We start from the raw sequence: 22,925 nt of genomic DNA, 5'->3' as shown, positions 1-22,925 counted from the left end.
CTAGCCCCAATGTTATAGATATAATTAAAGTCCAGGTATGATAAAAATGAAGCCCACAAATTTTAAGAACATCTGATTATACTTCTCCTTCATTAGTTTTGTTTTATTATATAATCAGATTGGAAATTTTTTTAATATTCGCTAATATGAAAAAAAATAACAAAAAAAATTCAAATTTGCGAATATTTAAAAAAGTATAATTTAGGTGGTATATTACTTGTGTAAATAGTTCAGAAAACTATTTATATAAATCTTCAGGTGATGACTATAGATATGCTAGCTAATTATGGTTATTATTATGAAGATAAAGATAAAGAAAGAAGGAATTTAAATATGTGGGCAAAAATTATTCAATACGTTGCTAAATATGGAACAAAAGCTGTAAAATGGGCTTGGGCTAATAAAGGATGGCTTCTTAGCCTTGGTGATACGGTATGGGACGTTATTCGCTCTATTTGGGGTTAGAAACTATTTTAAAGAGGTATTTTTAGATACCTCAAAGGGTAGGGAGGTTCAATAAGTCTCCTCCCTGCTTTTATTTGGATATATAGAGGTGTTAATTTTGAAAGTTAATATAATCAGGCATAAGTTTCCTAAATTTGAATTGGATGTTCGTAATGTTCTTTTTGAAGATAATCATATCATTGGTCTAATTGGAGAAAATGGATCTGGGAAAACGACACTAATGAATTTGCTTTCAGAGTTCTTGGATGCCAATATTGCTTATGAAGTTGAAGGAATTAATGTAGATGAGATTTTATTTATACCATCTGAACTTGAACCTTTTGAGTATATGACCGTTGAAGAGTTTGTTGATATCATTAGAGAGTATTCTAACAGTCATAAATCCAATCAAGAATTGATTGAAGCATTGTCATTGGTTGGCAAGGAAGAAGTTCTCATTGGGGAACTTTCACAAGGGATGAGAAAGAAACTATCTCTCATCAATGTTTTTACACGAGATTATAAGCTTATTATTTTAGATGAACCCTTCAATAGTATTGACATTAAATACATCTACCAATTAAAACAATTACTAGTCAAGCTAAAAAGAACATCAACTATAGTGATTTCATCACATATTTTGGATACTTTGAGTGATTTGTGCGATGATTTTATTTATTTAGAAGACGGTCGAGTAAAAAAAGTATTTAAAAACACGGGAGACATTAAAGTATTGGAGCGTGAGCTATTTGAATAGAAATCTATTATTAGAGATTAAACTAGTCAGAAAAAAATTTCAAATTTATGGGCTATTTAATCTACTGAGTCTCATTTTAGTAATTTTAGCGTTGTTAATTGGTTTTAAAATGTGTTTTTTAGCTATTGGTCACTATGAAAAAATATTCCCAATACTAATTGTTATCTTAATTATTTTGGATTTAACTGATACCAGTTTGCCCAATGAGAAATTGTATGAAAAAATTTCTCAAACGAAAGCATTTTTTCCTACAATCAGTTTGAAATCTGTAAAAACTTATAATAAATATAAAAAAATGATATTTGCTCTTGTTTTTAGCCTGTATGTATTATTTCCGATGATACTAACATCTAAAAATATTACCTATTTTTTACTGGCAATGATTATTTTATTGTTCTTAACATTAGTGACTTCTACCTGCAAAAGGTATTATTCGACATTTTCTGGAATTTTGAAAACAGGAATCAAATTTTTAGCTTGTGCTTTGCTAATGTTGTGGGCAAAAAAGCTTCTCCCATTTTCTACGCAAGATATTTTATGGAGTGTTAACCAATCATTATTATTCATTATTTTTGGAGTATTACTCTTGATGAATATCTTGGTGCTAAAGGAAGTGAAGAAAAATGAAAGATAGATTTTTCTTGTTTATCAAAAGAAATCGGATACGGTATGACTTGATTTTTATTTATTTTTTGGCTATATTGGGATATCTTTCTGAAAGGTCAATTGATTTTAAGGTAACTCTAGTTACAACATTGTTCAGTTTTTTATACTTATCCTACTTTGAATATCTGTCAGCTCAAAAAGGCAAAATCTATTTTTTCTATAATGGACGTCAGCTATATTTACTGAGACACTACGCTTTAAAGCAATCTATAAAACTCTCTTTGGTTTTTATACCAGTAGTTTTAATTGCTTGTATTTCATCTAAACAAATTGATTATTTAGTAAGCTTCATTGTAACGATAATAGCATTTTATACATCTAATAGAATAGTATCCCTAAATATAGAAAAAAAGATATCAGCTAAAATTATAACAGCTAACAATATGCTGATAAGTATTACATTTTCTACAGTGATATTACTTGCATTAACAAAATTATATTCCATATTAGCAACATTATCATAAGGGAGTTTTTATAGATGACTTTATTCTCTTCAACTTTAAGAAATGAACTTTTTTCAAAGAAATCGCTAGTGGTTATTGCGTTTTATATTTTAAGTGCCTATTTAGTTGGAAAATATGGAACAACATTAGATACACTTTTCAGTGAGGATGGCCCCTCGGTGCTAGTGGATGTACTTTTAGCTATTTACGCCTTATTAGGTTATTTATTCTCGTCAGTGCTCTTTTCGGGTTTGATTGCCGAAGAAGTAGAGAGTCAAACGATGAGATATTTGACTCCATACCTGTCTAGAGAACGTATTTATTTAGAGAAATACTTGGCAACTGTTTGTTACTTTTTAATTTTAACCGTTATTTCGTTGGTGATGCTTTTTCTTACGCATCGGACTTTATCTTTTCCAATATACTCATTTTTGGCAATTTTGGGGTTCTATCTTTATATTCAGAGTCTTGTTATACTAGTATCTACTATAGTTTCCTCTCAAAGACTTTCTAATCTTATTAGCCTATTGATAAGTATCCTTTTTCCATTACTTTATAGTCTTTCTTTATTAAAAAAGTGGTTTATTTTTAAGATAATTCGCTGGATTTTTCCTTACTATTACCTTTCAAAAACTTGGGAAATTACAGTACTTTATTTACTGTCTATTTTATGTATTTGGATTGGAATCAAAATTTTTAATAAAAAGGAGATTTAAAGATGATTGAGTGTGAAGAAGTAAGGAAATCTTTTAAGAATAATATTGTGATAAAAAATGTTAATCTAAAGCTGAATAATGGGGAAATTACTTCTCTTATCGGGAGAAATGGTGCAGGGAAATCAACTTTGATTAATCTCATAGTAGGGTACTATCATTTGGACTCAGGGAGGATTAGTAAGAACAGTTTATCTGTGATGCCAGATGCAGATAACATATATAGTTCTTGGACAGGATTAGAATTTTTATCTTTTATGTCTAAGATGAAGAAGACCAAACTTTCAGAAGCCTTAGCTATGGCAGATAAATTAGGTTTAACCCCAAAAATAAAAACTAAAATCAGTGGTTACTCTTTTGGAATGAAGAAAAAATTATCCTTTGTCCAGTGTGCGATTGGTGATTATGATGCTTATATTTTTGATGAACCAACTTCAGGTGTAGATGTTCCATCGGCATTAGTTATGCTTGATATTGTAAAAAGACTAAAGGAGCGTAATGCTGCCGTTTTATTAACCTCGCACAATATTGATGAATTGGAGCGTGTATCGGATTATATTTATCTTCTTGATGATGGAAAAATTATTAAAGAAGGGACAGTTAATTCTTTCGTGGATAATGGTTTGGAAGTAGTTTATTACCTTGTCAGTCCAATTGTTAACGAGATAAACAAGTTTGTTCATTTGAAAAGCTATTTTCGAGAAATCGACGAGTCTAAAAATAGAGTTGAACTAGCCTTTCCCAATGAAGAGGTTGCTATAAGAGTTTTAAAAGAAATTATTTTACAGTATCCAGTCATTGAATATTACCGTAAAAGAGAAAAATTAATAGAAAAGGTATACGAGCCTCTTGATTAACAGTAGAATCTCCCAATAATTATTGGTTTTTTTCATTTTTGAAAAATACTTTTAATGATAATCATTATTAATAAGCATATTTTTTTTAAAAATACAAAATTTTGTATATAATAATGGCACGAGGAAAGAAGATATGTATCAAGTGATAAAAATGTATGGGGACTGGGAACCTTGGTGGTTTCTTGAAAATTGGCAAGATGATATCATTGCGGAACTAAGTTTCGAGTGTTTTGAGGATGCTTTGTTGGTTTATGAAGCGGAGTGGCAATTTTTGAAAAATTGTTTGCCGAGCTATCAAAGTCGTAAAAATCTTCTGGCTGCCTTTTGGGATAAAAAGGAGCAACGGTGGTGTGAGGAGTGCGATGACTATTTACAGCAATACTATTCTCTACTCTTGTTAAAAGATGGTGAGGAACTTGCAGTGACTTATGAATTGCCGACTTTTGAGAGTTCCAACGACCACCCTACCCGCCCCTCAAACTGTGCCGTAAAACATTAGAACGACTTAAACAGATTTCGATAAGAAATAAAAACTTTGTATTTTTGCAGAGTTTTTTTCTTTACCTGCGAATAGTTATGGTGAGGAGGTTATTATGGTTCAAGACATGGCAAAAAAGATTATCAGTGAGGCTGTGGCACTCAATGCCCAGGATATTTATATGATACCTCTATCTGAGAATTATGAGCTTTATATGAGGATTGGAGATGAACGCCGCTTTATCAACGATTATGACACAGAGCAAATGATGAGTTTGATTAGTCATTTTAAGTTTGTATCTGGGATGAATGTCGGAGAGAAACGACGTAGTCAACTGGGATCCTGTGATTACCCATTTTCAGATGAAGAGGAGATTTCGCTCAGACTTTCCAGTGTGGGAGATTATCGTGGGCGTGAGAGTTTGGTCATTCGCTTGCTCTACTCGGGTCGTCATGATTTGAAATATTGGTTTAATGGCATGCACAATATTATGGAAGCGATTGGTGGTCGAGGACTTTACCTTTTTTCGGGTCCAGTTGGGAGTGGTAAAACCACTCTCATGTACCAGCTGATTGCGGAGAAATTTCCAGACAAGCAAATTATTACCATTGAAGATCCAGTTGAGATTAAGCAGGATAATATGTTGCAACTACAATTAAACGATAGCATTGGTATGACTTATGACAATCTGATAAAGCTATCTCTGCGACACCGTCCTGATATTCTTATCATCGGGGAAATCCGAGATAGCGAAACAGCACGGGCGGTCATTCGAGCCAGTCTGACGGGAGCTATGGTTTTCTCAACCATTCACGCTAAGAGTATTCAAGGAGTTTATGCCCGTCTGCTAGAGCTTGGTGTCAGCCGGGAAGAGCTGGACAATAGCTTGCGCTTAATTGCCTACCAGCGTTTGATTGGGGGAGGAGGTGTGATTGACTTTGCATGTAAAGACTTCCAAAACCATATCGCAGACAAGTGGAATGGGCAAATTGAAAGCCTTGCTCATGACGGACATATCAGTGCTGCGCAGGCAAAAATCGAAAAAATTACCGCTTAAGAAGCAACGTAAACTACTTCAGCTTTTCAACAACTTGATGGAAAGTGGTTTTAATTTGACAGAAATGGTTGATTTTCTGAGACGTAGTCAGCTCTTGGCCGACGAGTACACAGACTGTATGCAGGAAAGTTTATTGAGTGGGCTTGGAATGGCTGAAATGTTAGCAAAATTGGGCTTCTCAGACACTGTAGTCACCCAGCTGGCCTTGGCCGATGTTCATGGTAACACCAGAAAAAGTTTGCAAAAAATAGAAAGCTATTTGATTGAGGTTTTTAAGGTTAGAAAAAAAGTGATTGAAGTGGCAACTTATCCCCTAATTCTGTTGACATTTCTGATTTTGATTATGCTGGGATTAAAAAATTATCTGCTGCCGCAGTTGCAAGGTGGAAATTTTGCAACCAAGATAATCAATCATTTTCCGCTGATTTTTCTAGGGAGTTTTGCTTTATTAGTAGTTACGATCCTTGCTATTTACCTTTACAGTAGGAGATTATCGCGTATCCGTTTAATGAGCTATATGAGTTGTTTGCCAGTTTTTGGGGTGTATGTCCGTCTTTACCTGACAGCTTATTATGCGCGTGAGTGGGGGAACCTTATCGGGCAAGGTATTGAGCTGGCACAAATTGTTCAGCTAATGCAGACTCAAAAAGCTCGGCTATTTCAAGAAATTGGCGAAGACATGGAAATTGGGCTACTATCTGGCAGAGAGTTTCATCAGAAGGTTTTAGATTATTCTTTTTTCAACAAAGAACTGGGACTTATCATCGAGTATGGTGAAGTGAAGTCAAAATTGGGTAGTGAACTTGATGTTTATGCTGAGGAATGCTGGGAAAGCTTTTTTAATAAACTAACTCAGGCAACACAACTGATACAGCCATTGGTTTTTGTATTTGTTGCTTTAGTGATTGTTATGATTTATGCGGCAATGCTTTTGCCGATGTACCAAAATATGGGAGGAACATTTTAAATGAAATTATTATGGAGAAAATTACAGAAAAAGGCTGCACCCGCTTTCACTCTGGTAGAAATGTTGGTCGTCCTTCTTATCATCAGCGTTCTCATGTTGCTTTTTGTACCTAATTTGACCAAGCAAAAAGATGCTATCAACGAAAAAGGCAATGCAGCAGTAGTTAAAGTGGTAGAAAGTCAAGCGGAGCTTTATGAGCTCAATAATGATTCTACTGCAACGTTGAGCAAGCTAGTGTCAGATGGTAGTATCACTGCTAAACAACAAAAGGCTTACAATGATTATTATGCCAATCCTCCAAAAGATGCTCCAAGTCGTCAAGTATCAAACTAAGGCCTTCACCTTGTTGGAAAGTCTTTTAACCTTAGGCGTGACCTGCTTTTTACTGCTTTGTCTTTCAGGAACGGTATCGAGAACTTTTCAGAAGGTAGAGGAAACCTTGTTTTTCCTCTCGTTTGAAAATTTCTACCGCGATACCCAAAAATTAAGTATTACCAAACAGAAAAGTATGAGTTTAGACTTGTCTTCTGAAAAAGTTTCTAATGGTATAGGAGAACTTCATTTGCCTAAGACTGTGGATTTCTCAGGACAACAGACTGTTAAATTTGATCAAGCAGGGGGTAATTCCTCTTTGAGTAAAGTAACATTTAAAACATCTGAAAAAGAGGTGGTTTATCAATTGTATCTAGGGAGTGGTAATTATAAAAAAATCAGTAAAAGCCTACATTCTCCTTGAAAGTCTTTTATCTCTGGGCATTCTAGCCTTGATTGTTAGTCTAGTTTTAGGAGAGGTTGATAAAAATCGTCAGCGGGTGGCAGAAAGTCTTCATCAACAAGAAGTTCTCAATGTTGCTGCTATGGCTGTACAGACTGATCAGGAAGATTTGACATTAAATGGTGTTAATGTTCATGTTGAGAGAAACAAGGAAGGAATTTCGATTAATGAAAATGGCAGAATTGTTTTGCAGGTGTCAAAAAATTAAGCTAGCCGCCTTTAGTTTACTTGAGTGTCTAGTGGCCCTTTTTGTCCTATCAGGTTCCATGCTGGTCTACCAAGGTCTGACCAAGTCAGTTTCAGCTAATGTTCATTATTTATCTGATAATGATAATGGCAATTGGTTGCTTTTTTCTCAGCAACTGCGATCTGAGTTAGAGACTAGCCATTTGGATAAGGTTGAAAACAATAAACTGTATGTAACAAAATCGGGGCAAACCTTGGCTTTTGGGCAGTCTAAGGCAGATGATTTTAGAAAAACAAACGCTGATGGCCGTGGTTATCAACCCATGCTGTATGGGCTGAAAAGCTCTGCAATCTCCCAAAAAGAAAACATGATTCAAATTAATCTGACGTTTAAAAATGGCCTAGAGAGGAGTCTAATTTATGCTTTTGAAGAGGCAGTCTAAGGCTGGGATTTTGCTCTATGCTCTGTTCATGTCTGCCATCTTTGTGTTACTTTTACAGTTTTACTTGAATCGTGTAGTAGCGATGGAGCGTCAACAGCAGAGTCAGTTATCTGCTAGTCGAGCTTACCTTATGGCTGAAGTAACAAAAGAATTAGCAAAAGATGATTCGGGCGAGCTAGTTTTTAAGGAGGGACTTGCTAGATATAAGCAAGAAAAGGAGCAATTGCAGGTGAGTATTCATCTGGAACAGGGAGATAAATACAGTTATCGTTTCCAGCAAAAAGCACCAGCCAAGTTACCTGAAGAGAAGAGGGAAAGTTCTACAGAGAAGTAGGGCTTTCTTTTCATTTAATGTGTTTTTTGATATGATAGGAAGCGGAGGAAATCATGAATTTTGAAAATATTGAAGCAGCTTACGAGCTGATTTTAGAGAATATCCAGTTAATTGAAAATGATTTAAAAACGCATATTTACGATGCTCTAATTGAACAAAATTCTTTTTATCTGGGAGCAAAAGGAGCCAGTGAGCAAGTTACAGCTAATAATGACAGGTTGCGCCAGCTCCATTTGTCCAAAGAAGAATGGCGACGCGCTTTTCAATTTATTTTTATCAAGGCTTCGCAAACGGAAAAACTGCAAGCTAATCACCAATTTACACCTGATGCGATTGGTTTTATCATCTTGTACCTTGTGGAAAATTTAACCAAGTCAGATAAGCTTGATGTACTTGAAATAGGTAGTGGTACGGGGAATTTGGCGCAAACCCTGCTCAATAACAGTTCCAAGGAATTAGATTATTTGGGGATTGAAGTTGATGACCTCTTGATTGACTTATCTGCCAGTATTGCGGAAATCATGGGGTCAAATGCTCAATTCTTACAAGAAGATGCTGTTCGTCCGCATATTTTAAAGGAAAGTGATGTTATTATTAGTGATTTGCCGATAGGTTTTTATCCCAATGATGACATTGCTAAGCGCTATCAGGTGGCGAGTGCTGAAGGGCATACCTACGCCCACCATCTACTGATGGAACAATCACTCAAATACCTCAAAAAAAATGGCGTTGCCATATTCTTAGCACCAGTATCATTACTGACTAGCCAGCAAAGTGATTTACTTAAGTCTTGGCTCAAAGGTTATGCTGATGTTATTGCAGTGATAACACTTCCTGAGACGATTTTTGGCAATAGTGCGAATGCTAAGTCAATATTTATTTTGCAAAAGCAATCAAATGTGACACCTGAAACCTTTGTTTATCCCCTCTCTGACTTGCAAAATCGAAATGTGTTAACAACCTTTATTGAAAATTTTCAAAATTGGAAAAGAGATAATATGAATTTATGACAATTTATGGTAAAATAGGGTTACATTCTGAAAACGCTTTAGAGGTGAATTATGTCAAAAACTATTTCTATTAACGCAGGAAGTTCCAGCTTAAAATGGCAACTTTATAAAATGCCAGAGGAGGAAGTTATTGCCAAAGGTTTGATTGAACGTATTGGTCTTACAGATGGTATTTCCACAGTTAAGTTTAATGGTCAATCAGAGTCTGAAACAACAGACATTCCAAACCATACTGTCGCTGTTAAGATTCTTTTAGAAGATCTTTTACGCCTAAATATTATTGCAAATTATGATGAGATTACTGGCGTTGGGCACCGTGTAGTGGCTGGTGGTGAAATCTTCAAAGAATCAACAGTGATTGGTGAAAAAGAAATCCAAGAAATTGAAGAACTTAGTGCTCTGGCACCCTTGCATAATCCAGCCCATGTTGCTGCTATGCGTGCCTTCCAAGAAGTCTTACCAAACGTAACAAATGTTGCTGTTTTTGATACCGCCTTTCATACAACAATGCCCGCAGTAGCCTATCGTTACCCGATTGCCAACCGTTATTATGACGACTATCAAGTTCGCAAGTATGGTGCACACGGAACAAGCCACCAGTACGTTGCTCAAGAAGCAGCTAAATTGCTAGATAAGCCTGTTGAAGATACAAAAATTATCACTTGCCACATTGGTAACGGAGCTTCTATTACAGCAGTTAAAGGTGGTAAATCTATTGATACCTCAATGGGCTTGACACCGCTGGGTGGTATTATGATGGGAACGCGTTCTGGAGATCTTGATCCAGCTATCATTCCATTCTTGATTGATCGCGAACCAGAGTTGGCTGATGCTGAAAAGATTCGTAATATCTTCAATCGTGAGTCTGGATTATTTGGAATTTCTGAAAAATCAAGTGATATGCGTGACATCATTGAAGGCAGAGATGCGGGTGATGCCAAATGCACATTAGCGTTTGACATGTATGTTGATCGTGTGAAAAAGTATATTGGACAATATATTGCTGTTTTGAATGGAGTTGATGCCATTGTCTTTACAGCAGGTATCGGTGAAAATTCTGTACCATTCCGTCAAGCGGTCCTTGCTGACTTGACTTGGTTTGGGATTGATGTTGATCCAGAAAAGAATGTTTTTGGAGTTGAAGGTGCTATCACCACTTCAGGGTCTAAGGTGAAAGTTTTTGTTATTCCAACCGATGAAGAACTTGTCATTGCGCGTGATGTAGAACGCCTTAAAACTAAATAAGTTATCAAAAAAATTTGATAAGACCAGAAAAGCTGGCTGCGTATTCGGTCAGCTTTTTTGTTTTTCTATAGACTTGCTTGGTAACTATCCTACTTTTTTGTTATCGAGTAAGCCTAATATTAAAAGTGAAGAAAATTTTATAAAAAATGTAAAATTAGCTTGACAAAAAATGTAAAGCATACTATACTAAAAATGTAAAGCATACTATACTAAAAATGTAAAGAAAACTTTACTTTAAATGTTACGGTTGGCTTTGTTTTCAGGGTATGACTGCTTGTTCTGATTATTACGATAGCTTATACCCTTCTATCCTGTAATAAGCATATTTTTGATAAGTGGTATAGCAAATACTGTCAAGTGTAATTTTTCCAAAAAATGAAAGGAGTGTAATGAAAACAAAAATTCAGGAATTGCGTAAGGTTAACAAGGTTAGTCAGGCGGAATTGGCAGATGAGTTGAATGTGACGCGACAGACTATTATTTCCCTTGAAAAAGGTCGTTATAATGCATCGTTGGAATTAGCTTATAAGATAGCTAAGTATTTTGGAAAAACAATTGAAGAGGTTTTTCTGTTTGAAGAAGAGTGAGGTGAGATATTATGTCAGAAAAAAATGGGTTTGCTCAATGTGTTGCTTTGGTTTGTTCAGGTCAGAGTTGTTTAGTGTCTGGATTGGTTATTCGTGAATTTGCTTTTATATCTGGTTTGTTGATTGGAGCTAGCATCTTGTTAAATGGTCTGGGCTTGGTCTTTTTCACTCGGATGATTAAGCAGCAACGAAAGGAGAAAGAATGATGTTATTAAAAATGATTCAGACTTTTGGCAAGAGACGTTCAGAAGAAGCCTATAAAAATTATCTCAAGAATATTGGTATTACCAGCATCGTTTTGGGGCTGTTTGGATTAGTTATCACTTATTTTGCTAAATTTAGTAGCTTTGGTCTAGGACTGATGACCGGTATGACAATCAGCTTACTGGTCTTGGGAATCTATTTTATGTTGATTGTTAGGTATCCAAAACGTTTGCATAAAATGTATATTGAAGCATATGATGAGCGCAATAGTAGGATTTTAATGGTGACAGCGGTAGCCACACTCGTTTTTCTGTTTTTCTTTCTATTTGCCTTGATTGCCCTATTTGCATTTACAGGGATTACGTTGTCTTATCCGATTTTGCTAGTGGCATTGCTTTATGTTTTAGTGTTGGGCTTTGTCATCTTACAAGTGATATTTTCAAAACTGTTATAAGAAAGGGATATTTTTATGAAAAATAATTCTATTTTAAAACGCTGTTTGTATTTTGGATGTGCTTTTTTGATTTTTCTTGTGGAGCAATTGCCAATATTTTTTATTGGTGTCAGTCAGCTTTGGCAAGTTCTTTTGCTGTCTGCGGTGCTTCTTATCATTAGCGGATTAACTCTTTATATTGCTAAACGAGCAAATCTCCTTGAAGGGTTCAAAGCTTTGGCAAATGGCAGAGCTTGGTTGTATATTCTGTTAGGTTTTCTTGTACTCTATCTGGTTAAGATTCTTGGAGGAATCACGCTTGTCTTAGAAGGTCTAGAAAGCACGAGTAATCAGGCGGCTATTGAAAATGCGGGCATGCATCCACTCGTTATGGTTTTACTAACAGTGATTGTGGCACCAATCGTGGAAGAGACAGTCTTTCGCGGTTTTATCATGGGTCGTGTGTTTGACAGACAATCCATCCCTGGTCTACTGATTAGTAGTTTTCTCTTTGGCCTTGCCCATCTTCCAACAAGTATCGGTGCTTGGATTATATATGGTGGAATGGGGCTTGTTCTAGGCTGGGTTTACCGTAAAACAGAGAAGCTTGAATATACCATGATGATTCATTTTCTCAATAACGGTTTTGCAATTGCCTTAATGTACTTGCTGATGATGTTAATGAATTAATACTCTTCGAAAATCAAAATTATCCGTTGTCAACTTGCCTTGATGAACTCAAGTTCTATCGTCGGCTTCGTTTCCTAGGCTACTTTTAATTTTCATTGAGTATAAAAAAACAGATACCATCAAGTATCTGTTTACCTTTGAGTCTGCTCAAAGGTTTTTTGCTTTGTTAATGGTTGTGTCAATACTAGAGATGACACTAGCAGTTAGTCCTGTTTTTTCAAGATCAAGAAGACCAGCAATGGTTGTGCCACCAGGGCTACAAACCTTGTCAATCAAATCGTGTGGACTGTCTGTTCCTGTTAGAATGGTTTCAGCAGTTGCCAGTACAGTTTGCGTAGCAATATTTAAAGATTCTGCTTTAGGGAGGCCATATTTGACACCTGCTTTTGCTAGTGCCTCGATGAAGAGAGCGATATAGGCAGGGCTTGAACCTGCTAAAGCAGTGAAGGTGTCGAAATCTTTTTCAGCAATCTCAAACGTTGAACCAAAGCTATCTGTGATTTCTTTTGCTGTTGTCAATAGCTGCGCTGACACATTCTCATTGGTACAGATAGCAGTTGTACTTTTGAGGATTTGAGCGTTGAGATTTGGCATGATGCGAATGAGCGGTAACTCTGGACTGGTTAGTTTTGCCAGACGTTCTAAGGTCATACCAGCTGCCATGCTCATGATTGGTTGATGAAAGGCCAAGTCAGCTAAAACAGTGTCAAACATCTGTGGTTTTATGCCGAGAATAACCAAATCTGCTTGGTCAATGAGTTCTTGATGTGATGCTGCTGCCGTTACCTCTAACTGCTCTGCTATTTCCCGAGAGCGCGCTAGAGATGATCCTGAAATGGTGATATCGTGCGAGGTACTGTTGAGACCGTTGATAATAGCGCTAGCCATTTTTCCAACACCAATGAATCCAATTTTCATTTTAGTACCCCTTAATTAAATCTACAGTTGAGCGGTCAAGCTTTTTAACAATAGCTTGGAGGAAGGCTTGTGCTTGAAGAAAGTCATCCATCGCGTAAAGTGTTTGATGGGAGTGAATGTAGCGTGCGCATACTCCGATCGTTGTTGAAGGTACTCCGCCGTTTTTGAGATGAGCTGCACCAGCATCCGTACCTCCTTTAGCGCAATAATACTGATATTTGACACCAGCTTCTTCGGCAGTTGTGAGCAAAAAGTCGCGCATGTCTTTAAGCATAACATGACCGGGATCGTAGAAGCGAATCAAAGTACCATCACCAATATTTCCTTGCCCTCCATAGACATCTCCAGCGGGAGAGCAATCAACGGCTAAAAAGATTTCTGGTTCGAACTTGGTGGTTGATACATGAGCACCACGCAAGCCGACTTCTTCTTGGACATTAGCGCCTGCGATGAGGGTATTGTTCAGTTGTTTATCTTTCAGATTTTCTAGGAGTTCTGTTACCATGAGGACACCGTAGCGATTATCCCAAGCTTTAGAGATGATATTCTTTTGGTTAGCGGTCAAGATAGCTTCTGATTGTGGCACAATGATGTCACCAGGGCGCACGCCAAAGCTCTCAGCTTCTTCCTTATTGCTAAAGCCACCATCAAAGACAATATCTTCCACTTTCGGTAAGGAAGCACTGCCATTGTTTCCACGTAGGAAATGAGGTGGGACTGAGCCAGAAATAACTGGAATTGCACTATTGTCGCGTGTGTAAAGCGTAAAGCGTTGTGAACTAACAACGAGGGGATTCCATCCGCCAATACCAACCACGCGCAAGGTGCCGTCAGACTTGATATCACTGACCATGAAACCAACTTCGTCCATATGGGCGGCAACCATGATACGAGGAGCATGATCAGCTAGACTATGCTTAATACCAAAAATACCACCAAGTCCATCAGTTTCTACCTCATCCACTAAAGGAGTGATTTTTTGACGCAGGTAGTTACGTATGTTATGCTCATAGCCTGCGATACCATCTAATTCAGTTACAGTTTTAATTTTATCAAACAATTCAGTCATAAATACCTCATTTCTATCCCCTTTATTTTAGCACTTTCGGTTAAAAATAAAAACCATTTTTCAAAGGAGAACTTTATTATCTGTGGGGGAAACTATCATTTTTCGTTATGAAAATTTAGAGTAAAGTCAGAACCTAGAAGCATTTTTTATGTTACAATAGTAGGCATGAAGAAAAAGAATGTTGCCCTACTGTCAGGTCTTTTAGGGCTGGGAGGCCTGTTTGTGACAGGGGTTGTTGTCAAAAAGCAGCTCGATGAGAAAAGACGTCAGCGTATTTTGGCTGAAGTCCGCCGTTTTTTTGATACTTTTGGGACAATTGCGGTGCTTTACATCAATGATTTTGAGTCTACGATAGATTGTGTCAAGGGTGGAGTTGTCTTTGATGATGACGTCACTTTCTATTTTGAATACCGACAGGGTGAAATCGATTATCGGGAGGCTGAATGATGATTATTCCAAAAAGTTATGAAGAATTGGCAGAATTTCTTGAAAAAGAAGGGAAATTTGTTTTCTTTTTTACGGCAGATTGTTGCCCAGACTGTCAGTTCATTTACCCAGCTTTGCCAAATATTGAGGCTGAAAATCCAGATTTTCACTTTATTCGGGTTGACCGCGATGACTTTATAGAAGTTGCCCAACGTTGGAATATTTTTGGTATTCCAAGCTTTGTCGTTGTGGAAAATGGTAAAGAAATCGGCCGTCTAGTTAATAAACTGCGCAAGAGCAAGGCAGAAATTAACAGCTTTTTGGCTAATCTGTAATACCAAGTAAGCTTAGAAGCTATAATACTCAGGGATGAATGTCGGGCATGGAGAACTTGAAGTGTTCTGTCTGCTTAGACAAAGTTAAGGGAATTTTGAAATTGGAGCTTTATTTCGAGAAAAACGAATGATTTTGTATAGGAAAGGAAAAAAGATGATTTTTGCATATAATAGAGAACATATTGGAGACGTTTTATTGGTTATCTTTCAAGACACTGAAGATGTCAAACGTAGTGTTGAACGTCGTGGGAATGTTGCACGTGTTTATCGTGATGACAACGGAGAGACTCTGGCTTGGAATATTTTTGAGGTTTCAAGTCTGATTGAGCTTGATGGAAATGGTCAAGTTTTTCTGACGGACGAAAATGTTGCACGGTTGAATGATGAGTTGGTCAAAGAAGGTTTTGAGCCGGTTTTAGAAAATGATGCTACCCCTAAATTTGTCGTTGCACAAATTGTGGAAATGATTGACCATCCAGACAGTGATCATTTGCATATTTGTCAAGTGGCAATCAACGATGATGAGCGAGTTCAGATTGTCTGTGGGGCTCCCAATGCGGCTCTTGGTCTGAAAACTGTTGCGGCCTTGCCAGGCGCTATGATGCCAAGTGGTAGCTTAATTTTTCCAGGCAAGCTGCGCGGTCAAGATAGTTTTGGAATGCTTTGCTCTGCTCGTGAGCTTGAATTGCCAAATGCTCCACAGGTACGAGGTATCATTGAGCTAAACGATAGCGCTATTGTTGGTGAAGCTTTTAACCCAGAAAAACATTGGGCATAAGTATTGAGTAAAAAACATCTTTTCGGAGGTGTTTTTTTGTAACCTTTTGAAACTTTGTTCGTTTTATTAATATAAAGAACATTGGGCTGCTGGCTGTAATCAGAGACTCAGATTAATGCTCAAAGAAAATCAGACTGGGTGATAAACCGCAATCAGCCGTCTCGCGCTAAAAAGCTATAATATGCGAATGATTTTTGAAGAGATATGTTTATCTTTGGAAAATTAATGATTACAGAAGATTGGTATAAAAATTGAAAATCTTGTATCAATATGATAATATAAAACTATAAGCGCTTACATCTGCGGTTTTAAAAGTTTTTAGATCATTATTTTTTAGCTGTGCAAGCTGATTCAGTACTAGATATAATTTCAGCAGAAGAGTTTTAGGGGTGTTGTAGGTAATTTGCACAGTGCTACCTTCTATTACCTACAAATGAAAGGAGAAGTTATGAATTATCTCAAACGTGCTTGGTTAAGTGTTACTCGTCGTAAGGGAAAATCCCTCTTGCTGTTTATTATTATTTTTATACTCAGCAACGTGATTGCTGGTGCAGTGTCTATTCAGCAAGCGACGCAGAATGTTGAAAAGACCATCAAGAACAAAATGGGAGCGACAGTAACCCTTCGTCTGGATTATGAGAATATGAAAGATGGTGATTATGAAAATATTGAAAATCTAAAGATGAAAACAATCACGGCGGTTGGTGAGCTTCCTTATGTCAAGTATTATGACTATGTTTTGATGGGAAATATCGGCTCTTCCGGTCTCAAATCTTATGTTTCCTCGATGATTGAAGATAATGGAGGAATGGGCAATGATGAGATTGCTAGCTATTATGCCTTTGGTCTTAGAGGTGTTCAATCTTCCAAACTTTTGCCTCTTGAAGAAGGAAAGATTACGATGGTAGAAGGACGAGCGTTTACAGAAGAGGAAGTGACAAAGGGTAAAGCTGTGACCTTGATTTCCAAGGAATTAGCTGATCTTAACCATTTGAGTGTTGGAGATACAGCAACCTTTACTAACTATATTGTAGATTATGAGAAAAATGAAAAGAAAAGTCAAACGGACTATCCTCTTGAAATTGTTGGGATTTATCAAAATAAATCCACACAAAAGAAAGTTGGTAAAACGGATAAGTCCAGTGATGCTGATCGGTGGAATCAAGCCTACCAAGAGCAAACGGCAATCAATCAGATTTATGTGCCAAATAAGATAGTTGAGGAAACAAGGCGTGAACAGGCGGAAGCAAACACCTCTGAGGTATCTGAGGAAGAATTGAGTGAAAGCATTGGTATCGGTGAACCTCTCTACGTCTTGAAAAATCCTGAAGATCTTGAAAAATTCAAACAGGAAGCGCAAGCCCTGTTACCAAAACACTATATCGCTTATGCGTCATCAGATAATTATGATAACATTGCTGGACCAGTTAAGTCTATGTCAAAAATAGCAGGTTATGTTCTTATTGCAGCTGTTAGTGCTAGTGTTATGGTCATTACTCTGGTTGTACTTCTTTTCTTGCGTGATCGAAAACATGAGCTTGGCATCTATCTTTCTCTCGGTGAGGCAAAGGTAAAAGTTGTTTTACAGGCTTTGGTAGAAGTCTTTATCATAGCACTTGTGGCTCTGAGCCTCTCGGTCGTTTCAGGGAATGTCTTGGCCAAAGGTCTCTCAAATACTCTTATCCAAAGTCAGATTGAGCAGCAAAAAAATGATAATGGAGTGTCTTACGTTGGCTTAGATGAACTCAATGATTCGACAACAATTGACGATGTGGTAGAAGAGTATGATGTTCGCTTGACACCAAGTTATGTCGTTTTGATGTATGTCATCGGACTTGGAACAGTTTTGGTAGCCACTATTGTACCAACGACCTATATTGTTCGCCTTAACCCTAAGCGGATTATGATGTAGCTCTGATGATTGAAAGGAGATTGGTATGCCAATTTTAGAAGCGAAAAATTTATCTTATTTTTATCAAGATGGGGAAAATCGTCGCTATATTTTGAAAAATACAGATATCAGTTTTGAAAAGGGAAAATTTTATACGATTTTAGGACAATCAGGTTCGGGCAAGACAACCTTACTATCTTTGTTGAGTGCTTTAGAAATTCCTAAAGAAGGGCAAGTTTTTTATAATGGTAAGGATCTCAAGGAGATTGGCTATGAAACCTTTCGTCGTAATAATGTTGGAATAGTCTTTCAGCATTATAATCTTATTCCTTATATGACTGCGGTAGAAAATGTCATGGTTCCTATGGCTATTACAGAAAATGAAATACCAGCCAATCAAAAAGAAGTTGCTTACAATTTGCTTGATTATATTGGGATTGTCAAAACCAAGGCAGATCGTTTGGTCAATCAGCTATCAGGTGGGGAACAGCAGCGTGTCGCTATTGCGCGCTCTTTGGCTACAAATGTGGATGTTATTTTAGCTGATGAGCCTACTGGAAACTTAGATGAGGAGATGGAAGGTGAGATTGTTGAAATCTTCAAGAAATTAGCTCATGAGCATGAAAAATGTGTTGTTGTGGTAACCCACTCGCAGGAAATTGCCGCCTTATCTGATAAAACTTACTATTTAAGGAAGGGAAAGTTGAAAGCATATGAGTGATTTTTTATCAAAATTCTCAGGTGATAAGTACACGGAATTACTCGAGACAGATCAGAAAAATCCAGAAAACGAAAGCAAAGAGCTTGAAAAAAATTCGGTCGTGTCAGCTTCTTCAGAAGATGAGGCTCATCAAATTCCAACTGTGATATCAGCAGTTGATACAGATGAGAATGGTTTATCCAGTCAATCAGTTAACCTTGAGACACCAGAAGAAGCACCTGTTCGGTATGATAGGGCAAAGAAGCGTCGGGATGATTTTCACGAAGAGGTTGAGATTGATCCAACTTATCAAAAGAAAAAGAAACGTAAGTTGGTAATTCTTGTAGCTAGTGCGTCTCTTGCTATATTGGTTATTGCTTTTTCTGCTTATCACTTTACCCATGTTACTTTGCCAAATTTTGTTGGAAAAAGTATAACTGAAGTTAGAGAGTGGGGAAATCAGCATCAAGTGACTATTGATTTGACTCAAAGATATAGCACAAAATATGACGCAAATTTCATTATTTCCCAAAAAACTAAGGCAGGTAAGAAAATTGCCAAGGGGAGTCAGTTAGGCGTTGTCAGCTCTCTTGGTGCAGATCCTGAAGAAGTTTTGAAATTGCCAGATTTTTCCAAGATGACATATAGTCAGGCGGTTAAGTGGGTTGAAAAGAATAAAGCTGAAAATCTAAAGGTCAGTCAGGAATTTAACGAGACAATTAAGAAAGGCGAGTTTATCAAACTTGATATTACTAACTCTGTTCCTGCTAGCGAATATACACGTGGCACAAAGGCTACATTAACCTATTCACGTGGTGCCGAAGTTTTAGAGGCCAATATCTCGGTGCCAGATTTTAATGGGAAACAAAAGTCTGAGGTTGAGAGTTGGGCAAAGACAAACGGTATTGAAGTTACTTATGTTGAAAAAGCCAGTTCAACAATTGCAACAGGCTTGGTTATGGGGCAGTCAGTAGTGGCTAATGAAAAAGTAGCCAAAAAGTCTAAAATGGAAATTACGGTTTCAGCAGGAAAAGGTGTGACAGTTCCCGATTTTTCACAGATTACGATGGGCCAAGCCAGCTCCGTTTCGGGATTAACAGTGATTGTTCGTCAGGTTTATGGGGACAAACCTTATGGACAATTGATCTCACAATCTCAACCGGCTGGTACAGAATTGACTGAAAAAGATAACCGTAATGTTGAGGTCGTCTATTCAGCAGGAACTCCTTATATTCGTGATTTGACAGGTAAAAATGAAGGGGAACTCCAACAATATTTCTATGAAGAGTTTCGATCCAAGGGGGCTGAAATTTACTTTAGCAGTTATTATGTAAATTCAGATCAGCCAAAAGGAACTGTTGTCAAACAAAGTGCCAAAGAAACATGGTTACCCCTAAACTATACTGTCAACGTTGGTATCAGCAACGGTGCTTGGTACACAGGGGCTCCAGTTCCTACTCCATCTACAGACAAGTCAACTAGCGATTCTGGAGAAACACAGACTGCAGATTAAAATGACACTCAGCAAAAATCAAAAAAGATGCGAAAATGAATTGTAGATATAGCTGGAATTTACCAAGATGAGTTGATGGATAGAGTTTTGATTTTCGAAGAATCTGAGGTTATTGAGAGTTTCTATTCTAATTAAAAAGGCAGAAAGATTTCGACTTGATAAGGTCCGTTACAAAATCTTTCTGTGCTTTTTGTTTTCATTGGATATTGTACTAATATTTTTTTCGTAAGGTCACATGATGGAAGAAAGCTATATCTTTATAAGGTTTCTGATTGGCAACAGCGAGTTCAAATTTGGTCAGATTTTCTATCCAACCTTCCTGGGTTTTGAAATGATTGGGTTGGAGGGCATAGAGAGTTCGGATGCCTTGGTAGTTTTCAATGGTTAGTTTGGTATTTTCAGCGAGCTCTTCCAATGTGTATGTATCTCCTTTTGTGAAGGCTGCACTTTGGTAACTATCTTTTCCAGCCAGAGTATCTAAAGCGGATGCTATGTCATTATTAAAAACCACACTATGCAAGACCTTACCGATAGAATGATGTTTAATCAATGATAACTCGCCTCCAGATTTTAGCAGACGCTCAAATTGAGCGAGGTATTCTGCGTGTTGGTTTTTAGGCACATATTCAAGAACGTTGTGGCAGATGATGATATCAAAACTGTGATCTGGTAACTTTTTGAGGGCATCTAGACTGCCTTGGATTTTGGTGAAATTTTGTGTGTTGTCAGCGAAAAGCAAATCAGAATTTGGCTCAATAGCAGTAACGGTATTGTTTTGGGACAACTGCTGCGCGGTGATACCAAAACCTGCACCAAAGTCTAGTACATTTTGATTTTGGACATGAGATAGCTGTGCAAAAATCAATTCATACATTATTTTGCCCCATGGCTGCGCCAGCATTTCTTGATAAGCCTTTAAATCAATTGTCATAAAAACCTCCAAATATTTTTTCTTATTTTAGCATTTTTTTAGAAACCTTGCGAATAGTAGAGGTAAGGAGGTACATCAATGTACAATAAAGTGATTATCATCAAACGTCTCACAGCTACACCAGAGATGGTCAAGACACCAAACGACAAATCAGTCACGCGCGTGACAGTGGCAGTCAATCGCAGATTTAAGAGTCAAAATGGCGAGCGAGAAGCAGACTTCGTCAATGTAGTCGTCTGGGGGCGTCTGGCAGAAACACTAGCCTCTTATGGCAGCAAAGGTAGTCTTATTTCTTTAGATGGCGAATTGCGTACTCGCAAATATGAAAAAGATGGCAAAACGCACTATATCACTGAAGTTTTAGCACATTCTTTCCAACTTTTGGAAAGCCGTGCTCAACGTGCTATGCGTGAAAATAATACAGCAGGTGACTTAGCAGATTTGGTTTTAGAGGAGGAAGAGTTGCCCTTTTAAAATACTGATGGAGGTTTCAGAACCCAGTGTCTAGAAAGGCAGGTAAGGCTTTTGCTGAGGTACTCTTATCGTAATGCTAAGGATATGGTATTTTATAGATATCTTGAGAAATCAACGATTTCATAGTAAACTATTGCTATGAATAACAAGAGTAGCTTATTTGATAATTTTCCTTCCATCCAGACCTCTTTTTTACAGTTGCGCGCCATTCAAGACAGTGATTTTGAGGATTTATGGGAAATCTATTCCAATCCGCTTCATTTTCAGTTTACCCCAAATACATCAACTCAAAATAAGGATACTTTGCGTAAGCGTATTGATCATTTTCAACGAGACTTTATTAAGAAAAGGCGCTTGTTTCTTGGAGTGGTTTATCAAGAAAAATTGATTAGCGTTTTAGAAGTTTTTGACTATAAAAAACGATCAGATTCAGTCACTATTGGCTATCGTACCAACCATGATTACTGGAATCAAGGTTTAACCAGTCAAGCACTCTACTTGCTCTGCCATTTTCTTGTAGGAGAACGTCATATTGAGACAATTAAAGCATTCGTCATGCCTGAAAATAAGGCTTCTCAAAGAGTTCTCATCAAAAATGGTTTCCAGCAAGTCGGAGAATCTAGAGAAAATTGGAAAGGACAGGGAGAAGTTAATCTGCTAATTTTTCAACTATCTCGAAACTCATCAAGGCACTAAATCCCTACAGGTCATTTTTGTAGGGATTTTATTGTCCCTAAAAACGTGTTATAATGATAAAAAAGCTAATTATTTTTTAATAGTTGTAGGGGTAAAGGAGTGCAGACGATGAGTATTAAAATGATTTTCAGTGATATTGATGGAACTTTAATTAACAGTGAATTTCAGGTAACTCCCAAAACTCAAGCGGCTATCCGTCAAGCGGTGAAGCAAGGGATAGTTTTTGTGCCAGTATCAGCACGGATGCCAGAGGGGATCAAGCCCATTGTCAACAGTATCGGCATTAAAACTCCTATTATTTCATACAACGGAGCTCTGGTGCAGACGGACAAGGAAGAGACTGTTACCTCAAATCCGATGGGGACAGAGACGGCTTTGAAAATCTGTCGCTTTATTAGCCAAAATTATCCTGAGATTGCGTGGAATGTTTACAGCTATCACGATTGGTATGCCATGGATCGTGACAATGTTTGGGTTAAACGGGAGGAAGATATTGTAGGGGTACGCTCACATGAAGCGGACTTATCACAACTCCAGTTCTTGCCTGCTGTTCACAAAGTCCTCTTGATGGGAGAGCCAGATTTGATTGCTCCGCTTGAGTTATCCCTAAAGAAGTTATATCCAGACTTGTCTATTGCCAAATCAGCGCCTTATTTTATTGAAATCATGGCACCGGGGATAAAGAAAGGGCAAGCTGTTAAGGTTTTGGCTGACTATATGAAGGTAGAGCTCTCTGACACCATTGCTTTTGGAGATAATTTTAATGATTTGGACATGCTAGAAACAGTGGGTAAGGGCTACGTGATGAGCAATGGCCCCAAGGAAGTTCAAGAAGCTATTGGTCACGTTACTTCTGACCATAATCATGATGGTATTGCCCAAGTGCTTTTTACCTATCTTTAAGG

General features: G+C 37.4%; 32 protein-coding genes. 29 read left to right on the top strand and 3 right to left on the bottom strand.

Annotated elements, in window-relative coordinates:
* Nucleotides 1–333: 333 nt before the first annotated feature.
* From ABZ559_RS11780 to ABZ559_RS11685, 20 genes are all read left to right on the top strand, one after another.
* Nucleotides 334–465 carry an aureocin A53 family class IId bacteriocin gene (locus ABZ559_RS11780; protein ID WP_321058657.1) on the top strand — a complete coding sequence of 44 codons (132 nt, stop codon included), beginning with the start codon at nt 334–336 and terminating at the stop codon, nt 463–465.
* Nucleotides 466–553: 88 nt separating this feature from the next.
* On the top strand, nt 554–1,201 hold the full coding sequence (locus ABZ559_RS11775) for an ATP-binding cassette domain-containing protein (protein ID WP_367006538.1): 648 nt from the start codon (nt 554–556) through the stop codon (nt 1,199–1,201).
* On the top strand, nt 1,194–1,835 hold the full coding sequence (locus ABZ559_RS11770) for a hypothetical protein (protein WP_367006536.1): 642 nt from the start codon (nt 1,194–1,196) through the stop codon (nt 1,833–1,835). Before ABZ559_RS11775 ends, ABZ559_RS11770 begins: the two co-directional genes overlap by 8 nt.
* The gene (locus tag ABZ559_RS11765) at nt 1,825–2,331 is read left to right on the top strand and encodes a hypothetical protein (protein ID WP_367006534.1); all 507 of its coding nucleotides are present in this window, start codon (nt 1,825–1,827) and stop codon (nt 2,329–2,331) included. Before ABZ559_RS11770 ends, ABZ559_RS11765 begins: the two co-directional genes overlap by 11 nt.
* Nucleotides 2,332–2,345: 14 nt before the next feature.
* The gene (locus ABZ559_RS11760; protein WP_367006532.1) at nt 2,346–3,026 is read left to right on the top strand and encodes a hypothetical protein; all 681 of its coding nucleotides are present in this window, start codon (nt 2,346–2,348) and stop codon (nt 3,024–3,026) included.
* A gap of 2 nt (nt 3,027–3,028) precedes the next feature.
* The gene (locus ABZ559_RS11755; protein WP_367006530.1) at nt 3,029–3,880 is read left to right on the top strand and encodes an ABC transporter ATP-binding protein; all 852 of its coding nucleotides are present in this window, start codon (nt 3,029–3,031) and stop codon (nt 3,878–3,880) included.
* A gap of 133 nt (nt 3,881–4,013) precedes the next feature.
* A complete protein-coding gene (locus tag ABZ559_RS11750) occupies nt 4,014–4,379 on the top strand; it encodes a DUF1033 family protein (protein ID WP_273415187.1) in 366 nt (121 codons plus the stop codon).
* A gap of 94 nt (nt 4,380–4,473) precedes the next feature.
* Nucleotides 4,474–5,415, top strand: coding sequence for a competence type IV pilus ATPase ComGA (gene comGA, locus ABZ559_RS11745; protein WP_018376801.1), 942 nt, complete (start codon nt 4,474–4,476; stop codon nt 5,413–5,415).
* On the top strand, nt 5,339–6,382 hold the full coding sequence (comGB, locus tag ABZ559_RS11740; protein ID WP_367006528.1) for a competence type IV pilus assembly protein ComGB: 1,044 nt from the start codon (nt 5,339–5,341) through the stop codon (nt 6,380–6,382). Before comGA ends, comGB begins: the two co-directional genes overlap by 77 nt.
* On the top strand, nt 6,383–6,715 hold the full coding sequence (gene comGC / locus ABZ559_RS11735) for a competence type IV pilus major pilin ComGC (RefSeq protein WP_018376803.1): 333 nt from the start codon (nt 6,383–6,385) through the stop codon (nt 6,713–6,715).
* A complete protein-coding gene (comGD, locus tag ABZ559_RS11730; RefSeq protein ID WP_277290537.1) occupies nt 6,669–7,118 on the top strand; it encodes a competence type IV pilus minor pilin ComGD in 450 nt (149 codons plus the stop codon). The genes comGC and comGD overlap by 47 nt, the downstream gene beginning before the upstream one ends.
* A complete protein-coding gene (gene comGE / locus ABZ559_RS11725; protein ID WP_367006526.1) occupies nt 7,075–7,365 on the top strand; it encodes a competence type IV pilus minor pilin ComGE in 291 nt (96 codons plus the stop codon). The genes comGD and comGE overlap by 44 nt, the downstream gene beginning before the upstream one ends.
* Complete coding sequence (gene comGF / locus ABZ559_RS11720; RefSeq protein ID WP_367006524.1) at nt 7,325–7,786, top strand: competence type IV pilus minor pilin ComGF; 462 nt, start codon at nt 7,325–7,327, stop codon at nt 7,784–7,786. The genes comGE and comGF overlap by 41 nt, the downstream gene beginning before the upstream one ends.
* Nucleotides 7,764–8,120: a competence type IV pilus minor pilin ComGG gene (gene comGG / locus ABZ559_RS11715; protein ID WP_367006523.1), complete on the top strand. Its 357-nt coding sequence runs from the start codon at nt 7,764–7,766 to the stop codon at nt 8,118–8,120. Before comGF ends, comGG begins: the two co-directional genes overlap by 23 nt.
* Nucleotides 8,121–8,173: 53 nt before the next feature.
* Nucleotides 8,174–9,130 carry a class I SAM-dependent methyltransferase gene (locus tag ABZ559_RS11710; protein WP_018376808.1) on the top strand — a complete coding sequence of 319 codons (957 nt, stop codon included), beginning with the start codon at nt 8,174–8,176 and terminating at the stop codon, nt 9,128–9,130.
* 51 nt (nt 9,131–9,181) lie between these two features.
* Complete coding sequence (locus tag ABZ559_RS11705) at nt 9,182–10,375, top strand: acetate kinase (protein ID WP_367006522.1); 1,194 nt, start codon at nt 9,182–9,184, stop codon at nt 10,373–10,375.
* 389 nt (nt 10,376–10,764) lie between these two features.
* Nucleotides 10,765–10,962: a helix-turn-helix transcriptional regulator gene (locus ABZ559_RS11700; protein WP_018376810.1), complete on the top strand. Its 198-nt coding sequence runs from the start codon at nt 10,765–10,767 to the stop codon at nt 10,960–10,962.
* Between the two features lie 11 nt (nt 10,963–10,973).
* Nucleotides 10,974–11,168: a hypothetical protein gene (locus ABZ559_RS11695; RefSeq protein WP_273414269.1), complete on the top strand. Its 195-nt coding sequence runs from the start codon at nt 10,974–10,976 to the stop codon at nt 11,166–11,168.
* On the top strand, nt 11,165–11,620 hold the full coding sequence (locus ABZ559_RS11690; RefSeq protein ID WP_277290533.1) for a CAAX protease: 456 nt from the start codon (nt 11,165–11,167) through the stop codon (nt 11,618–11,620). The genes ABZ559_RS11695 and ABZ559_RS11690 overlap by 4 nt, the downstream gene beginning before the upstream one ends.
* Before the next feature lie 15 nt (nt 11,621–11,635).
* Nucleotides 11,636–12,289: a type II CAAX endopeptidase family protein gene (locus ABZ559_RS11685; protein ID WP_367006520.1), complete on the top strand. Its 654-nt coding sequence runs from the start codon at nt 11,636–11,638 to the stop codon at nt 12,287–12,289.
* A gap of 147 nt (nt 12,290–12,436) precedes the next feature.
* Here ABZ559_RS11685 and proC read toward each other — a convergent pair whose 3' ends face one another.
* Nucleotides 12,437–13,207 (bottom strand): pyrroline-5-carboxylate reductase, encoded by a 771-nt coding sequence (proC, locus tag ABZ559_RS11680; protein WP_367006519.1) that lies wholly within the window; start codon nt 13,205–13,207, stop codon nt 12,437–12,439.
* Between the two features lies 1 nt (nt 13,208).
* Entirely contained in the window at nt 13,209–14,276 is a 1,068-nt protein-coding gene (gene pepA, locus ABZ559_RS11675) for a glutamyl aminopeptidase (RefSeq protein WP_321058742.1), read from the bottom strand.
* Nucleotides 14,277–14,441: 165 nt separating this feature from the next.
* Between pepA and ABZ559_RS11670 the strand changes: the two genes are divergently transcribed.
* From ABZ559_RS11670 to ABZ559_RS11645, 6 genes are all read left to right on the top strand, one after another.
* The gene (locus ABZ559_RS11670; protein ID WP_273414308.1) at nt 14,442–14,723 is read left to right on the top strand and encodes a DUF4651 domain-containing protein; all 282 of its coding nucleotides are present in this window, start codon (nt 14,442–14,444) and stop codon (nt 14,721–14,723) included.
* Nucleotides 14,723–15,037, top strand: coding sequence for a thioredoxin family protein (locus ABZ559_RS11665; RefSeq protein ID WP_367007661.1), 315 nt, complete (start codon nt 14,723–14,725; stop codon nt 15,035–15,037). Before ABZ559_RS11670 ends, ABZ559_RS11665 begins: the two co-directional genes overlap by 1 nt.
* Before the next feature lie 154 nt (nt 15,038–15,191).
* A complete protein-coding gene (gene ytpR, locus ABZ559_RS11660; protein ID WP_273414310.1) occupies nt 15,192–15,815 on the top strand; it encodes a YtpR family tRNA-binding protein in 624 nt (207 codons plus the stop codon).
* 448 nt (nt 15,816–16,263) lie between these two features.
* Complete coding sequence (locus tag ABZ559_RS11655) at nt 16,264–17,727, top strand: ABC transporter permease (protein ID WP_018376819.1); 1,464 nt, start codon at nt 16,264–16,266, stop codon at nt 17,725–17,727.
* A 25-nt stretch (nt 17,728–17,752) separates the two neighbouring features.
* On the top strand, nt 17,753–18,427 hold the full coding sequence (locus ABZ559_RS11650) for an ABC transporter ATP-binding protein (protein WP_317334235.1): 675 nt from the start codon (nt 17,753–17,755) through the stop codon (nt 18,425–18,427).
* A complete protein-coding gene (locus ABZ559_RS11645) occupies nt 18,420–19,919 on the top strand; it encodes a PASTA domain-containing protein (protein ID WP_367006517.1) in 1,500 nt (499 codons plus the stop codon). The genes ABZ559_RS11650 and ABZ559_RS11645 overlap by 8 nt, the downstream gene beginning before the upstream one ends.
* A gap of 211 nt (nt 19,920–20,130) precedes the next feature.
* Here the strand turns inward: ABZ559_RS11645 and ABZ559_RS11640 are convergent, their stop codons facing one another.
* Nucleotides 20,131–20,850 (bottom strand): class I SAM-dependent methyltransferase, encoded by a 720-nt coding sequence (locus ABZ559_RS11640; protein WP_367006515.1) that lies wholly within the window; start codon nt 20,848–20,850, stop codon nt 20,131–20,133.
* A 78-nt stretch (nt 20,851–20,928) separates the two neighbouring features.
* On the opposite strand from ABZ559_RS11640, the gene ABZ559_RS11635 reads away from it, so the two are divergent.
* The 3 genes from ABZ559_RS11635 (at nt 20,929) to ABZ559_RS11625 (ending at nt 22,923) form a co-directional block, all read left to right on the top strand.
* Complete coding sequence (locus tag ABZ559_RS11635; RefSeq protein ID WP_367006514.1) at nt 20,929–21,324, top strand: single-stranded DNA-binding protein; 396 nt, start codon at nt 20,929–20,931, stop codon at nt 21,322–21,324.
* Between the two features lie 138 nt (nt 21,325–21,462).
* Nucleotides 21,463–22,020 (top strand): GNAT family N-acetyltransferase, encoded by a 558-nt coding sequence (locus ABZ559_RS11630; RefSeq protein WP_367006513.1) that lies wholly within the window; start codon nt 21,463–21,465, stop codon nt 22,018–22,020.
* Nucleotides 22,021–22,128: 108 nt separating this feature from the next.
* Nucleotides 22,129–22,923, top strand: coding sequence for a Cof-type HAD-IIB family hydrolase (locus ABZ559_RS11625; protein ID WP_367006511.1), 795 nt, complete (start codon nt 22,129–22,131; stop codon nt 22,921–22,923).
* Nucleotides 22,924–22,925: the final 2 nt, after the last annotated feature.

Origin of the sequence: Streptococcus sp. ZY19097 (assembly GCF_040731245.1) — a bacterium.
GTDB lineage: Bacteria > Bacillota > Bacilli > Lactobacillales > Streptococcaceae > Streptococcus > Streptococcus orisratti.
The sequence above is the reverse complement of the archived record's forward strand: the minus strand, read 5'-3'. Positions and strand labels throughout refer to the sequence as shown.

Bases quoted from the DNA above. Each gene is read 5' to 3' on its own strand.
- ABZ559_RS11640 (WP_367006515.1), bottom strand. From the start codon at position 20,850: ATGACAATTGATTTAAAGGCTTATCAAGAAATGCTGGCGCAGCCATGG.
- ABZ559_RS11650 (WP_317334235.1), top strand. From the start codon at position 17,753: ATGCCAATTTTAGAAGCGAAAAATTTATCTTATTTTTATCAAGATGGG.
- ABZ559_RS11665 (WP_367007661.1), top strand. From the start codon at position 14,723: ATGATTATTCCAAAAAGTTATGAAGAATTGGCAGAATTTCTTGAAAAA.
- proC (WP_367006519.1), bottom strand. From the start codon at position 13,207: ATGAAAATTGGATTCATTGGTGTTGGAAAAATGGCTAGCGCTATTATC.
- ABZ559_RS11695 (WP_273414269.1), top strand. From the start codon at position 10,974: ATGTCAGAAAAAAATGGGTTTGCTCAATGTGTTGCTTTGGTTTGTTCA.
- comGB (WP_367006528.1), top strand. From the start codon at position 5,339: ATGGGCAAATTGAAAGCCTTGCTCATGACGGACATATCAGTGCTGCGC.
- comGD (WP_277290537.1), top strand. From the start codon at position 6,669: ATGCCAATCCTCCAAAAGATGCTCCAAGTCGTCAAGTATCAAACTAAG.
- comGF (WP_367006524.1), top strand. From the start codon at position 7,325: ATGAAAATGGCAGAATTGTTTTGCAGGTGTCAAAAAATTAAGCTAGCC.
- ABZ559_RS11645 (WP_367006517.1), top strand. From the start codon at position 18,420: ATGAGTGATTTTTTATCAAAATTCTCAGGTGATAAGTACACGGAATTA.
- ABZ559_RS11760 (WP_367006532.1), top strand. From the start codon at position 2,346: ATGACTTTATTCTCTTCAACTTTAAGAAATGAACTTTTTTCAAAGAAA.
- ABZ559_RS11655 (WP_018376819.1), top strand. From the start codon at position 16,264: ATGAATTATCTCAAACGTGCTTGGTTAAGTGTTACTCGTCGTAAGGGA.
- ABZ559_RS11700 (WP_018376810.1), top strand. From the start codon at position 10,765: ATGAAAACAAAAATTCAGGAATTGCGTAAGGTTAACAAGGTTAGTCAG.
- comGG (WP_367006523.1), top strand. From the start codon at position 7,764: ATGCTTTTGAAGAGGCAGTCTAAGGCTGGGATTTTGCTCTATGCTCTG.
- pepA (WP_321058742.1), bottom strand. From the start codon at position 14,276: ATGACTGAATTGTTTGATAAAATTAAAACTGTAACTGAATTAGATGGT.
- ABZ559_RS11755 (WP_367006530.1), top strand. From the start codon at position 3,029: ATGATTGAGTGTGAAGAAGTAAGGAAATCTTTTAAGAATAATATTGTG.
- ABZ559_RS11750 (WP_273415187.1), top strand. From the start codon at position 4,014: ATGTATCAAGTGATAAAAATGTATGGGGACTGGGAACCTTGGTGGTTT.
- ABZ559_RS11705 (WP_367006522.1), top strand. From the start codon at position 9,182: ATGTCAAAAACTATTTCTATTAACGCAGGAAGTTCCAGCTTAAAATGG.
- comGC (WP_018376803.1), top strand. From the start codon at position 6,383: ATGAAATTATTATGGAGAAAATTACAGAAAAAGGCTGCACCCGCTTTC.
- ABZ559_RS11690 (WP_277290533.1), top strand. From the start codon at position 11,165: ATGATGTTATTAAAAATGATTCAGACTTTTGGCAAGAGACGTTCAGAA.
- ABZ559_RS11780 (WP_321058657.1), top strand. From the start codon at position 334: ATGTGGGCAAAAATTATTCAATACGTTGCTAAATATGGAACAAAAGCT.
- ABZ559_RS11685 (WP_367006520.1), top strand. From the start codon at position 11,636: ATGAAAAATAATTCTATTTTAAAACGCTGTTTGTATTTTGGATGTGCT.
- ABZ559_RS11670 (WP_273414308.1), top strand. From the start codon at position 14,442: ATGAAGAAAAAGAATGTTGCCCTACTGTCAGGTCTTTTAGGGCTGGGA.
- comGA (WP_018376801.1), top strand. From the start codon at position 4,474: ATGGTTCAAGACATGGCAAAAAAGATTATCAGTGAGGCTGTGGCACTC.
- ABZ559_RS11635 (WP_367006514.1), top strand. From the start codon at position 20,929: ATGTACAATAAAGTGATTATCATCAAACGTCTCACAGCTACACCAGAG.
- ABZ559_RS11710 (WP_018376808.1), top strand. From the start codon at position 8,174: ATGAATTTTGAAAATATTGAAGCAGCTTACGAGCTGATTTTAGAGAAT.
- ABZ559_RS11630 (WP_367006513.1), top strand. From the start codon at position 21,463: ATGAATAACAAGAGTAGCTTATTTGATAATTTTCCTTCCATCCAGACC.
- ABZ559_RS11625 (WP_367006511.1), top strand. From the start codon at position 22,129: ATGAGTATTAAAATGATTTTCAGTGATATTGATGGAACTTTAATTAAC.
- ABZ559_RS11765 (WP_367006534.1), top strand. From the start codon at position 1,825: ATGAAAGATAGATTTTTCTTGTTTATCAAAAGAAATCGGATACGGTAT.
- ytpR (WP_273414310.1), top strand. From the start codon at position 15,192: ATGATTTTTGCATATAATAGAGAACATATTGGAGACGTTTTATTGGTT.